The sequence below is a fragment of the Sulfolobales archaeon genome, assembly GCA_038897115.1.
Taxonomy (GTDB): domain Archaea; phylum Thermoproteota; class Thermoprotei_A; order Sulfolobales; family AG1; genus AG1.
Window position 1 is genome coordinate 1 of sequence record JAWAXC010000066.1, and the last position, 12,294, is coordinate 12,294.

Sequence of the window (12,294 nt, forward strand, 5' to 3'; positions counted from 1 at the left end):
TGATTTTCTGAGATACCTCAAAAGGGTCTCTCCAGGCGTTGGTGGCGAGATCCAGCTTACAGACGCTATCCAGCTAGCCATAGAGGATGGGAGGGATGTGAGGGCCCTAATATATGATGGCGAGTACATAGATATAGGCACTCCGGAGACATATCTAAGGGCTATGGAGCATGTTGTCAGGAGCCTCAGAGGCTGAGGAGGAGACTAGAAAGCTGATAGGGAGATGGAGGCTAGGAGGATCTAGAGTGCTTGTCACAGGATGCGCAGGCTTCCTGGGAAGCTGGCTTGTAGAGGCCCTGGTGGAGGGGGGAGCCGAGGTCACTTGTGTTGATAACCTATCAACGGGTTCTAAGGAGAATCTTGCAGGTGTGTTAAATAAAATCCGCCTCGTAGTAGGCGACGTGGCAGAGGCCCCAGGCGGCAGCTACGACATAGTGGTGCACGGGGCCTCGCTACCGTCTCCGGAGCACTATATGTCCAAACCCGTCGAAGCCATGCTACCAGACAGCGTTGGGCTTCTCCACATCCTGAGGATAGCCAGGGACTCGGGGGCCAGGGTGGTCTTCATGTCATCCTCAGAGGTATATGGAGATCCAGAGATTATACCGACGCCAGAGAGCTACTGGGGGAGGGTTAACCCGGTGGGCCCTAGAAGCCCCTATGACGAGGCGAAGAGATTTGGGGAAGCCCTGTGCATGGCGTTCCACAGGGAGTACGGGGTTGATGTGAGGATAGCCAGGATATTCAATACATACGGCCCCAGGCTAGACCCCTACTCCCCATATGCTAGGGTCGTCACCAGATTCCTTATCCAGGCTATTAGGGGAGAGCCCATAACAGTCCACGGGGATGGGTCTCAGACTAGGAGTTTTACATATGTTAGCGACACTGTAAGAGCACTGCTAACCCTGGTCACATGCGATAAATGCTCGGGCGTCTATAACGTTGGCTCTGAGGAAGAGATCTCTATAATGGATCTAGCAAGGCTTGTTAAAGAGATCACGGGATCATCATCTCCGATAGTACATCTAAACCCGAGGCCCGATGATCCCAGGAGGAGGAGGCCCGACATATCTAGGATCAGAGCCCTTGGGTGGGAGCCAAGGGTAGGCATTAGGGAGGGTCTGAGGCTCACCTATATATGGCTGAGGGGGAGAGTTGGATGAGGATCTCGATATTCGGGCTGGGATACGTGGGGGTAATACATGCTATAGGACTTGCATATCTGGGGCACAGGGTTATAGGATATGATATCGATAGGGAGAGGGTTGATGCTATTAGAAGAGGGGTTCTACCCATATATGAGCCTGGCTTGGAGAGGCTTTGGAGGGAGGCTAGGGGATCCATCGAGGTCTCCGAGGATCCTATAGATGCTGTTAGGAGAACAGAGATCTCGATGATCTCCGTGGGGACTCCGAGCGCCCCAGACGGCTCTGCAGATCTTAGATATGTTAGGGAGGCTGTAGAGACAATAGCTATGGGTATAAGGGGTAAGGGATCTAAACACCTAGTTGTGATCAAGAGCACCGTGCCTCCCGGAACAACGGCATCTATGAAGAGACTCCTCGAGGATCTGGGGCTCAGATATGGCTTCGAATTCGACATAGCCATGAACCCTGAGTTCCTCAGAGAGGGCTCAGCTGTTGAGGATTTCCTAAGGCCTGACAGGGTTGTGATAGGCGTGTGGAGCCCCTGGGCAAGGGATATGCTTCTAGAGCTCTACAGCGGCATCGATGCTCCAAAAATAGTTACAGATCCCACGACAGCTGAGTTCGTTAAATATGTCTCAAACGTCTTCCTAGCCCTCAAGGTGAGCTTCTCAAACGAGGTGGGAGATCTCTGCAAGGCGATGGGGGTTGACAGCTATGAGGTGTTCAGGATAGTGGGTATGGATAGGAGGATTGGGCAGAGCTTCTTCAGATCAGGCCTCGGCTTCGGAGGATCATGTCTGCCCAAGGATCTAAGGGCATGGATAAGATTCGCAGAATCCCTAGGACATAGAGCAAGAATAGCCGAGGCAGCATATGAGGTCAATAGGGAGAGGCCTTTCAAAGCAGTATCACTCCTGAAGAAGCATCTGGGGAGCCTGAGGGGTAGGAGGATAGGTGTACTGGGACTCTCATTCAAACCAGGAACAGACGATATTAGGGAGTCTAGGGGCATAGAGGTGGCAAGGCTCCTACTAGAGGAAGGGGCAGAGGTATATGTTAACGACCCAGCTGCTATGGAGAAAGCTAGAAAGATCCTAGGGGACTCGGTTAAATATATAGAGAACCCCCAAGAACTATTAAAAAACGTTGAAGCCGTTATCATAGCAACCGAGTGGCCAATATATGAGAAGCTCGACTATAGAGAAACCATTGTGATAGATGGTAGGAGGATAGAAAAGGCAAGAGAGGCAAAGATCTATGAAGGGCTTACATGGTAAAACCACTAAACAAATCCACTGCAGATACTAAGCAAACCCAGGTTAAGCGGTTTCTGACCTTCTCCACTCTAAAATTAGGTTTTCAGCTGTAAACTAGGACACAGCTATACACGTATTACAACCGATAGCCTCCTTAGGGAGCGGAGAGGAGGCCGGGGCTTTAGAAAACCTCTAATTTATTGCAGGGGCTAGGGGAACAAGAGCTTTATTAGCTTACAATTATATATGTATATACGGTGTATATACCTGGGGGATCTCTTTTCTGTCAGGATCCCTCGTGAGCTGAGAGAGAAGATGAGAAGATACAAGCATATAAACTGGAGCGAGGTTGTTAGGAGAGCTATCCTAGAGAAAATAGCGGAGGAAGAGAGAAGAGATAAGAGGCTGAAGGCTGCTGAGGTGATGGATAAGATTAGAGAGGATATTCTGAAGACCTACGGACCTACAGACTATGACTCCTCAGAGGCGATAAGATACTGGCGAGACGCGAGGAAGCAGTTGTCGATGCCAGCGTAGTAGTGAAGTGGTTTGCACCAGAGAGAGCTTATGAGAAAGCCCTTAAACTCAGAGATATGCATGTGAGAGGAGAAGTGACGCTACGTGCTCCAGAACTGGTCTTATATGAAATAGCTAACGCACTAAGATTTAATAGAGTTTATAGATTTAGTGTTGAAAACAATAATAGAAGCCGTGAAAAGCGTTATAGATTTAGATATAGTATATGAATGCGACATAGAGGTGTGGCGTATAGCAATAGAGCTGTCGTTTAAAATAGATATCAGCGTCTACGACGCGGTATACGCGGCACTATCGGTTAGCAGGAAGGCTCCATTGGTGACAAGCGATAGAGAATTGCATAATAAACTAAAAGGACATATGAGCATAATCCTGCTAGAGGAGCTTTAAAGCACCTCTTCTAAGAAACCTATAAAGACTCTAAAGCTAGACACAAACCTTCCGGCCTCTGAGAAGAGAGGCTGGCATCACTATTGATAAAAAGATGTTTATCAATAGATCTTTATAAATCATCGATAATAGAAAGCTATAAAGCTTTATCTAGTTTTCTGTTTTCCCACTCAAATTTTTTGATTCATGCAGTGGTTATCGGAGGGTGCAGCTTATATCGATCTGAGGGGTGTTTTTATCCTTATGGTGTTGATCCTCTGTTTCTGAGGTTTCATAAACGCTCTTATAAAATCCTCTCTAAGCTTTGTACCAATCCCAATAGCAACTATATCTACATTAAATGGCGGTGAGACCTCCTCAACAGCATCTAAATAGACATCATAGTCCCTAGGATTTCTAGTGATAACAAGCAGATTAACATCTCTAGCATGCTCAGGCGCATAAACAGAAGAGCCGAACTGAATGACCTCAACTATCTCGGGGTCATACTCTAGAAGCCTATGACATATCCTCTCCAGCCATTCCCTAACATCCCCACCTAGTACATTCATTTATAGCACCTATAGAAATACCTACGATAGCGAATTATAATAAGTCTTTATATCTCCATGGATCTACAAGCCATCAACAAGCCCAGCACCTCTATAGAGCATCGCCACATAATGGCCCTGATGCTCGCATAAATTATCTTCATTGAGGAATTAGAAGATATAGATCTTATAAACCCCCATCCAGCCCTGGATAGCGAGACTTCCAGGTTGTAGACCCTATAGCTCTTTAGCTTCCTCTGTATAGGATACATTGCCGGGGGAGTTGCTCAGGCGATCGGCGCTCCGAGGGTGTTGTGGATGTATTGAAATACTATAGGATCGAGGCTTTATATTAGCTTTCTAGATATTCTATTGGGGGTTAGATGGCTGAGGAGATAAGCATTTTAAACGTGCTGGCGACGCTAGTACCGATACTGGCGACGCTAGGGGGGATAACGTATTGGCTTGGGAGGAGGTTTGCGGAGATAGATGAGAAGTTTAAGGAGCTCAGAGGTTATGTTGATGAGAAGTTTGACGATCTCAAGGCATATATGGATAGGAGGATCACAAGGCTTGGAGAGGCCTTCAGATCTTACCAGGAGTTCTTCATAGAATACCTAACCTCCCAAGGATGGTTAAAACCATTAGAATCGTCTATGCTGAAAAACGAGGCTGCCAGGATAATGAGGCTAGCAGCTATGAACCCCATCTCTAAGGAGGAGTGGAAGAGGATCAAAGAGCTTCTGGAGAAGGAAGAGCTAACACTTGAAGAGGCCCTCGAGCTCAGAGAGCTGGCTAGAAAGGTTACAGATGAGTATGGAGATAGGCCTGAGGCGTGGAAGCTACACGCATATGCATCAATGATGGTTGGATACGCACTGAGAAAAATGAAAGAAAAAGAAGAGAGGGAAAAGGAGGAGAAGAAAGATTAGATCTCCACCCGGACTACTCTTACCAGAAGGTCTTATCATACAGCTAGTCTTCCCCTCAATAGCCGGGCCAAACACGTAGATCTCGACATCATCATCATCAAGAACTTGTTTGACGGCTTCAACAAGTATCGGGAGACAGCTGCCTCATGTAGCTGTTTCGAGTTTCATGTTGATTTATAAGGTTTATTAGCGATTTTCTTACAGAGCCCCAGATGCGGGTGGGGGTAGAGACCCGAGAGGCCTCCAGTAGATTAAACAGCTTCTCAGCGACTCTTAGCGATTTCTCAGCATCTCCTCGCCCTAAACCCTATAGAGACGCTTTGATCCAGCATATGCTTTCTCAATAAGCCTGAGAACCTCCCTGTTCCCTTCAACAGAGCCTTTAATACGTAATGCAATACATAATGCTAGGAATCTCTTATTTAGAGAGGATAGGGCCTCCGCAAGTTTGCCAGCAACTCTCGAATTCTATTCAGGTGTATAGCCGAGGATCCTTAAATCACGGATTTTATGTGTAGCTGGGCGGCTTGCTCTCCATTGAAGATCGCTATATCGTAGTCGCCTCTTTAAAAAGCTTCCTAGGAATACTTATAATAAGCTTTGCTACGTCCGCGAAGGAGCTCTACACGGTCTATGGAACTAAGGCTACAATCTAGCCATATTGTCCAGCTCTTTACTAACTCCAATGGTTTTCAACTTCATCGGTACATGCTTATCGTTTTCCGCTTAGCGTCTCCTTTACCATTTTAAGTGCGTTCTCCAGCTCATCGCCCCATTTAACTCTAGGCTTTAGCTCCTCAACCCTCCTCACAAGCTCTCTCACGAGTAGCTTCACATCAACAGCTGCCTCCCCCCTACTCTTATACTTGCTCACCGCCATGTCGGGATCCGGGCCATTGTATTGGTAGTCATGCAGGTCCAACGCCAACGCAGTACCGAGGGATATTCCAGGGTGTCCAGCCTCTTCGAGCATTTGGGATAATGCCTTCATCCTACCCGTTGGGACCCTGGGCACGGCTCTATCAGTCAACCACCTCCTCTCCTCATCGGATCTCACGATCTGCACTAGCCTATCCAGCTCGAGTCTGAGGAGAGAGGCTAGAAAAGCCCTCCAAGCCTGGAAGGCCTTGCCAGCAGCGTTTCTAACAAGGCCTTTGCTGAGAAACTCTAGGGCTAGGTTAGCCTCGGTGAGGGCCTCGAGCAGTCTCGCGCTGATGTAATCCTCACTAGTAGGCTTAGGCAAAGGCTTCTCAAGAATTTCTGCCCCCATACCTACCCACTCAATCTAACCCCCAACAACCTTTAAATACCTATAAGTGTTAATGAGAGCATATGAGTAGAACGCTTTAAACGACATTAGCAACCATCCATTAAGGTTTAAGATGCCAACCTCCCACGAGCGTGAACATAAACATGAGCTCCGCAGACACCGCTTCCATTCCTAGCGGTCTCTCTCACCCCTCCCGCTAGTTATAGAGTATTCAATGCAGACCTCGTGGGGGGGTATTGAGGGACGCTCTTAACAATCTCCTGAAGATCCTTAGAAGGTAGTGTTAAATGGTTTGGCTAGTAAATATGAGGGTAGCTAGAGGAAGATCCAATGTGAATAGGTGTGTGAAGAAGGTTCTTTGAAAGCATGTAGAGGGGAAGAGGGTGCGTGATAATATGTACAAGCCAGGCTGAATGGTAGAGGAGATCGGAGATTGCTAGGAGAAGCAATGCTACAACAGCTATAGGGAATATTAATAGAGATGAGAGGAGACTAAATAGAATATATAATTTGATGGACTCCACTAAAAATAGAGGTTGTTAGGAGGTCACCGGCTAGATGAGGAGAATAAAGCTTAGCTTCGCACCAGATGTAGAAGTTGTGTTCGTAGACAGAGAGATAGCGCTTAAGAAGATAGGGGAATGGGCTGAGAAGGGAGTTATAAATGTGCAGGTTGTCTTCGGCCCCAAGGGCTGTGGCAAATCCGCTTGGCTCCGGCAGTCCTCAGAGGTGTTGAGGGATCTTGGTTTCGACGTCATATACATAAACCCTGTGGAGAAGGAGTTCTACGCCGTAGTTGGTGTAGATAGTATTAGGGAAAGGCTGTTGGAGATTTTAAGAGAAGCCACAGACGAGGCTTGGGCGAGGGCTGTGTGGGCTACGGTGGATCTGGCTAGAGAGCTTATAAGAGCTGGGCGGAAGAAGATCGCTGTTCTCGCAGACGAGGTGTTTCGGACGATAGGCTTGAGCAAGGCCTCCATCTATGTTAAGGGTTTGCTAGGATTAATAGAATATCCCCCTAGGAGTTATGAGAGGGTTATAGCTGTTGTCGCTACCAGCGAGGGGCTGTCTAGGAGGGAGATTGGTAGGCATAGATGGGCTGATCTGCTTCCCATGTGGAACATGCCTAGAGAGGGTTTTAAACAGCTCTATGATCAGCTCCCCGGCGGGAAGCCATCATTTGATGAGGTTTGGAGGATAGCGGGTGGAAATCCAAAGCTACTGGCAGAGCTCTATAGAGTAGGGTGGGATGTAGAGGTTGTTGTTAAGAAGATCGTGGATAGGAAGAGGATAGACGCCTTTGTGGCATCGCTGAGCGATGCCGAAAGAGAGCTTTTAACCCGAGCAACAGAGGATCCAGATGTTTTGCTCAGTAGAGAGGGGGTGCCTATTATGGATAGACTGACAGATCTCAACCTGATCGTGGACACAATACCAGAGAGAGATCCACTGTTCTGGGCCGGTGAAGCGCCGCCGGAGAAAGACCTGGAACTAGGAATAGGGAGGCGGGTGGCCTGGCAAACACCTCTGCATAGGGAGGCTCTTAGGCTGTTTCTGGTTAAACGATAAATTTAGATACAGCTGATTGTTTTTAATTGCTTGAGATATGGAGAAGCTCTTAAAGACGCTTAGGAGAACAGTTATTCTAGAGAGAAGCAAGGTAGTGAAAATAGATGTCGAAGGTAGAGGAATAAGCTCTTCTATTACGAATAATTATTGAGGAGCCCATTATGATCTTGATGATCAGTTGTGAGGGAGATAGGCTCCCGAAGAGCAAAGGGGAAGGCTAGATAGGGGGTGATGAGGCGAGAGGGGATATCAACCAACAAGAACCGCAATGAAGACCCGATCCCTCCTCTCATAGTTCAGCTCATTATATAGCTTAGCACAGATATCCGCTAGCTTCAGCAGTTTCCTGTGCTGGGAGCCGTTTGGCAGGAGCCTGACACTACGTTAGTCCTCACATTCGAGAGCGGGGCCTCCGAGATGATGGGTATTGCGGGGGTAGATCGGCCGTTCACCCGAGAGCGGTTTTAGCCGCCCTCGGGATCCTCGTGGCACGGCTTGGAGCCCCTCACCGCCCTTCTGGAGCGGTTCTCGGAACCCCGAGCCCGCCATTTTTCTATCCTCCAGAAAGCTTATATGTATCGGCATATCTAATAGCCCTAAAAGCTATAAGCGGATACCAATGAATATGAAGAATTCCAAAAACAATTAAAAAGAAAACAGCCCTCATCCCAGCAGATTGACCCACCATCTCGAAGGCTCAAGGCGTATATCGAAACAAAAACTTAAAAACCTAACCCCGCCTTAAAAGGCGAGGCTTCTAATCTATATTTGGGTGAGAGGGTGGCTGCAGAGATTCGGCGTGAACCTCAAGATAACTATATCGAGGAGCATCTTAGGCTCTGTGAGAAGCTCTTGGTAGAGGCTGAGAGTCTTGCTAGACAGGGGGATTATATCCAGGCATCTGAGAAGGCTTGGGGAGCAGCTGCACACATCGTTAAAGCCGTTGCTGCGAAGAGAGGACTGGAGCTGAGGAGCAATAGAGATCTATGGAGCTTCGTAGCAGAACTAGTTAGAGAAACCGGTGACGATGAGCTGAGAAGGCTATGGAACTCCGCCAACGGGTTTCACATAAACTTCTACGAGGCATGGATGCCAGGTGACATGGTGTGGAGAGCCATCGAGGATGTCGAGTTATTCGTTGAGAAACTAAAGAAGCTGATATAGTATAAATAGTATAATGGTTACATCTTAACCAGCGTTTCCCCTCTTATGATACTTTTAATTGCTTTTCCCTAGTTTTATTTCTGTGATTAGGGTTAGCCCTCGGTGTGGGATCAATAGCTTCACCTGCCCTCATGGGGCTCTGTCGAGGGGAACGCCATACCCCTCCCATCTGTGGAGAGATATCTCAAACCAATATTTATAGCTCCGATTATATCTACTACAACGGCATTATATCTCTTAGCAAGTTTGAAGTCTATGTATAGCCTCTCAGTTAACCTGAGGGATATCAAGTACTTGGGGGTTCCACGCCTTTGGCTGCTGCCCTATAATATCCAGGTAGTCTCTACGAGTATAGTATTATAAACCTTTAACCTCAACTATAGTATTTAGTAGAATCGTATGATCTCTCAATATCTTGCACTTCAATGTGTAGATTAGCTCCTAAAGTTAGCTGATGGTAGTGAGCTACTACATATTGGGAAGGTTTTACCTGCTTCCTCTTGGTCTATAGAGTGTTAAAGTCGAAAATACATTAGTAGAGGTTCCTCTTATTATCCCTTGAATTTTCTGGCTGAGGTTTAAATCAAGTAGAGTTCCTCGATAAGGCCTTCTCTAAGATATCCCTTACTACCTTTTCACACTCGCTTAGAACATTATTAAATTTCTTTTCATCTATATGTAATTTTTTAGGGTCTACGTTTATATTTAAGACTTTACACTTGTTTGCTAGCCAATCCTCTAACCTAGGTGATAGTATTAGTACAAGGATTTTATTACAGTTCTGTGTGCTACTGTAGACATATGTATCGTTATCAATTTTGCTCATAGACGTAAGTATTTGTTGAAAATCTTTAGGCCAGGGGGTTCCAGGATCGTGATCTATGATTGTGATTACATGCTTATCGCAATTTTCTTTAAAGGCTTTCTTTAACGTATTAGTCTTACCTCCCCCATGTCTTAACTTAGCTCCTCCTACGATGTCCGACATTATCCTTGCTATCCCTTTATCATTTTTGCATTCGTAGAATATCACTGTTTCAGTCAAATCTTACCCCACGCTTTTCCAGTAGATCCTCTATTGTGTATAGGGAAGCGTATTCTTCCTCAAGCATCTCCTCGAGATCCTCATGTAATAGCTTGATATATGATGTGCTCTCCCTAGCCTTACTATGATATGTATAGTAGACTGCTAGCTTATCCTCGGGTATCTTCTCTATCGATCTAACCAGTAGGTAAGGGTTATGGGTTGAGATTACCGTGTAAACCCCGTCCTCCGCAGCTCTAAGCAAATCCTTCACCATATTGTCGATGAGATAGGGGAACATGTGAATCTCAGGTTCCTCTAGTAACACTATATCTGGGAGTAGCCTTGGGATATCCTCTGGTGGTTTCACGTTGAGGGAGATGAGTGTGATCAGATACTGTAGGATTCCCTCTGAGATAAGCTCCAATGGGATGGACACGGTTATACGTTCACCTGACTCCCCGATCCTCCTAATCAATGATATCACCCTAAGTGGAGGGCCTCCAGGTGATGGAGTTAAAGTTAGAACTACATCATCACATCCCACCAGCCCGGTTAAAACGGATACCACTATGTCCGCTATCTCCTTGTTATACTGGAATAATGTGACTAGGTTATCACCGTGTGGGGGGAGGAGGGTGCTTTTAACTATACTATCATAGAGTTCTCCGCTTCTCTCTTGGATTCTCTCGATTACAAAACCTCTACTAACACCAGCTCTGAATCTTAGAGCTCCCAGCCTACTAAGCTCATAGGCTCTGGTGAACCTATAGAATCTAACTCTCAGCAGGGAATATAGAATACTGCTGTCAGCGGCTTGTATACTCCAACCTGTGGGATATCCTTGATAGTTATAGTTTATACTGAAGGGTGTAGCTTCATCCCTTTTAACTAGGACATCGAGACGGTCTGGGTTAAACTTAAGCTCTACAGTTAGACGTGATCTCCCAGCATCAATCTCTATAAGTGACTGGGGCTCCACCATCATATAGCTTAGTGATGATAAGGAGCTCCACCTAAAGTAGCTACTCGGGTCACCACCATAGGCGAGATACGTTAGAAACCCTAGAGCCTCCAGAGTATTAGATTTACCCGAGCCCGGCGGGCCTACAAGTAATGTTACAGGCTTAATATCGAGCTGAGCCTCCCTAATAGACTTAAAGCTTCTAACATGTAGCTTAAACTCCAATACCATCACCAATAAGGTATCCGATTAATTTAGATAGATGCGAGCCTTTTAACACTTAATATATACGGGTCATCAGGAATAGCTTGAGAACTCGCTTCTCTAGAAGCCTTCTCACTCTTTTCCAGTTCCTCTCCTTAGTACAGTAGTAATAGAGGGTTGGTATCGATTACTAACTTACTTGGTGAGTTTGAGGATCCTCTCACTCTCAGCTCTATCTTCCTCCTCCCTTAGCTTTAATAGTTGTTCTACGCTTCCCCTTAGAGCTATACTATCAATTAGCTCGAGTAATGTTTGACGTTTTCTAAGTATGATGCTCCTCACTTCCACGATAAGCTCTAGCTCATCACCCACATTGATACCAAGCATATCCCTAACCTCCTCTGGTATTGTTATTGTAAACCCACTACCTACTTTGACTCTAAAGGGAGCCCCACCCCTCACACACCCCTAGCATGGTTATGGTGATCCCAGTCATCTATAACCTCATCATGGGACCACCTATAGTATTAAACACAGTATAATGTTTAGAGTATCACCGTTGCCCTTAAACTCTAAAGTGTAACCCTTAGACTTGAGCTCGTGAGCTCCAAGTAACCCTCTAAACCCCTCGCTCATAGTAGCCGGGCTAGGGTTCAAAGCCTTAAAAACTATGATATCCTCTACTAAGCTGGGTGGGGGATAATGAGTCATATTTGGGCTAGAGCTAGGATTGGTGATCCTGAGAAGCTGAAGGTTGTTGATGTTGATGCACTAGTTGATACAGGAGCTACTCTAACTGTTATACCGCGTTGGCTAGCTGAAAAGCTAGGGTTGAGGGTAACCGGTAGGGTAGCCGTAGTGACAGCTGGTGGTAGGATGGAGTTGGAGAGGACAAGGATCTGGATTGAGCTTGAGGGTAGAGAGGATATAGTGCCGGCTGTAATCTCTGATATCATAGATAAGGTGTTGATTGGAGTCACAGCACTTGAAACCCTAGGATTGCAGGTGGACCCTGTAACAGGTAAGCTAAAAGAGTGGCCGATACTATTATACTAGCTGGCACCAGCCCCCACCACCTTTCAAGCATGTAGGTTAACAGCCTTCACCCCATAGTACACCATGGTATACACGGGTAACTGGGAGCCTCACTCCCTAAAGCTGAGAGGAGGTCATGTGGGGTCCCGGTTCAGGCTAGTAACCTGAGCTTAAAGCTATAGCCTAGCTACTCAGCGGCTCTCGCTATGATCTCGAAGTCTCTATCCGCTGTTGCCAACTCCTCTCCAAGCCTTACAGCTATGGCTGC

Annotated in this window: 15 protein-coding genes; 9 read left to right on the plus strand and 6 right to left on the minus strand. The window is 46.5% G+C overall.

Features of this window, described 5'->3' with window-relative positions:
- From QXE01_08700 to QXE01_08720, 5 genes are all read left to right on the plus strand, one after another.
- On the plus strand, window positions 1–196 hold a 196-nt coding region (locus QXE01_08700; protein ID MEM4971314.1), incomplete at its 5' end, for a glucose-1-phosphate thymidylyltransferase.
- On the plus strand, window positions 171–1,166 hold the full coding sequence (locus tag QXE01_08705) for an NAD-dependent epimerase/dehydratase family protein (protein ID MEM4971315.1): 996 nt from the start codon (window positions 171–173) through the stop codon (window positions 1,164–1,166). The genes QXE01_08700 and QXE01_08705, both read left to right, overlap by 26 nt.
- Complete coding sequence (locus QXE01_08710; protein MEM4971316.1) at window positions 1,163–2,428, plus strand: UDP-glucose/GDP-mannose dehydrogenase family protein; 1,266 nt, start codon at window positions 1,163–1,165, stop codon at window positions 2,426–2,428. The genes QXE01_08705 and QXE01_08710 overlap by 4 nt, the downstream gene beginning before the upstream one ends.
- A gap of 294 nt (window positions 2,429–2,722) precedes the next feature.
- A complete protein-coding gene (locus QXE01_08715; protein MEM4971317.1) occupies window positions 2,723–2,944 on the plus strand; it encodes a VapB-type antitoxin in 222 nt (73 codons plus the stop codon).
- Window positions 2,945–3,097: 153 nt separating this feature from the next.
- On the plus strand, window positions 3,098–3,334 hold the full coding sequence (locus QXE01_08720) for a type II toxin-antitoxin system VapC family toxin (protein MEM4971318.1): 237 nt from the start codon (window positions 3,098–3,100) through the stop codon (window positions 3,332–3,334).
- Window positions 3,335–3,546: 212 nt separating this feature from the next.
- Here the strand turns inward: QXE01_08720 and QXE01_08725 are convergent, their stop codons facing one another.
- The gene (locus QXE01_08725) at window positions 3,547–3,885 is read right to left on the minus strand and encodes a hypothetical protein (protein ID MEM4971319.1); all 339 of its coding nucleotides are present in this window, start codon (window positions 3,883–3,885) and stop codon (window positions 3,547–3,549) included.
- Between the two features lie 362 nt (window positions 3,886–4,247).
- On the opposite strand from QXE01_08725, the gene QXE01_08730 reads away from it, so the two are divergent.
- The gene (locus QXE01_08730; protein ID MEM4971320.1) at window positions 4,248–4,796 is read left to right on the plus strand and encodes a hypothetical protein; all 549 of its coding nucleotides are present in this window, start codon (window positions 4,248–4,250) and stop codon (window positions 4,794–4,796) included.
- A gap of 712 nt (window positions 4,797–5,508) precedes the next feature.
- On the opposite strand, the gene QXE01_08735 is transcribed toward QXE01_08730, so the two are convergent.
- Entirely contained in the window at window positions 5,509–6,066 is a 558-nt protein-coding gene (locus tag QXE01_08735; protein MEM4971321.1) for a PaREP1 family protein, read from the minus strand.
- Window positions 6,067–6,624: 558 nt separating this feature from the next.
- Between QXE01_08735 and QXE01_08740 the strand changes: the two genes are divergently transcribed.
- Window positions 6,625–7,635 carry an ATP-binding protein gene (locus QXE01_08740; protein ID MEM4971322.1) on the plus strand — a complete coding sequence of 337 codons (1,011 nt, stop codon included), beginning with the start codon at window positions 6,625–6,627 and terminating at the stop codon, window positions 7,633–7,635.
- A gap of 780 nt (window positions 7,636–8,415) precedes the next feature.
- Entirely contained in the window at window positions 8,416–8,799 is a 384-nt protein-coding gene (locus QXE01_08745) for a PaREP1 family protein (GenBank protein ID MEM4971323.1), read from the plus strand.
- A 119-nt stretch (window positions 8,800–8,918) separates the two neighbouring features.
- Here the strand turns inward: QXE01_08745 and QXE01_08750 are convergent, their stop codons facing one another.
- The 4 genes from QXE01_08750 to QXE01_08765 all read right to left on the minus strand — a co-directional run bounded on the left by QXE01_08750 (window position 8,919) and on the right by QXE01_08765 (window position 11,453).
- Complete coding sequence (locus QXE01_08750) at window positions 8,919–9,089, minus strand: hypothetical protein (GenBank protein MEM4971324.1); 171 nt, start codon at window positions 9,087–9,089, stop codon at window positions 8,919–8,921.
- Window positions 9,090–9,382: 293 nt separating this feature from the next.
- Window positions 9,383–9,844: a hypothetical protein gene (locus QXE01_08755; protein MEM4971325.1), complete on the minus strand. Its 462-nt coding sequence runs from the start codon at window positions 9,842–9,844 to the stop codon at window positions 9,383–9,385.
- The gene (locus QXE01_08760) at window positions 9,837–11,012 is read right to left on the minus strand and encodes an AAA family ATPase (GenBank protein ID MEM4971326.1); all 1,176 of its coding nucleotides are present in this window, start codon (window positions 11,010–11,012) and stop codon (window positions 9,837–9,839) included. The genes QXE01_08755 and QXE01_08760 overlap by 8 nt, the downstream gene beginning before the upstream one ends.
- A 174-nt stretch (window positions 11,013–11,186) precedes the next feature.
- The gene (locus tag QXE01_08765; protein ID MEM4971327.1) at window positions 11,187–11,453 is read right to left on the minus strand and encodes an AbrB/MazE/SpoVT family DNA-binding domain-containing protein; all 267 of its coding nucleotides are present in this window, start codon (window positions 11,451–11,453) and stop codon (window positions 11,187–11,189) included.
- A 240-nt stretch (window positions 11,454–11,693) separates the two neighbouring features.
- Between QXE01_08765 and QXE01_08770 the strand changes: the two genes are divergently transcribed.
- Complete coding sequence (locus tag QXE01_08770) at window positions 11,694–12,047, plus strand: aspartyl protease family protein (protein MEM4971328.1); 354 nt, start codon at window positions 11,694–11,696, stop codon at window positions 12,045–12,047.
- Window positions 12,048–12,294 lie beyond the last annotated feature (247 nt).

Bases quoted from the DNA above. Each gene is read 5' to 3' on its own strand.
- QXE01_08705 (MEM4971315.1), top strand. From the start codon at position 171: ATGTTGTCAGGAGCCTCAGAGGCTGAGGAGGAGACTAGAAAGCTGATA.
- QXE01_08710 (MEM4971316.1), top strand. From the start codon at position 1,163: ATGAGGATCTCGATATTCGGGCTGGGATACGTGGGGGTAATACATGCT.
- QXE01_08715 (MEM4971317.1), top strand. From the start codon at position 2,723: ATGAGAAGATACAAGCATATAAACTGGAGCGAGGTTGTTAGGAGAGCT.
- QXE01_08725 (MEM4971319.1), bottom strand. From the start codon at position 3,885: ATGAATGTACTAGGTGGGGATGTTAGGGAATGGCTGGAGAGGATATGT.
- QXE01_08730 (MEM4971320.1), top strand. From the start codon at position 4,248: ATGGCTGAGGAGATAAGCATTTTAAACGTGCTGGCGACGCTAGTACCG.
- QXE01_08735 (MEM4971321.1), bottom strand. From the start codon at position 6,066: ATGGGGGCAGAAATTCTTGAGAAGCCTTTGCCTAAGCCTACTAGTGAG.
- QXE01_08740 (MEM4971322.1), top strand. From the start codon at position 6,625: ATGAGGAGAATAAAGCTTAGCTTCGCACCAGATGTAGAAGTTGTGTTC.
- QXE01_08770 (MEM4971328.1), top strand. From the start codon at position 11,694: ATGAGTCATATTTGGGCTAGAGCTAGGATTGGTGATCCTGAGAAGCTG.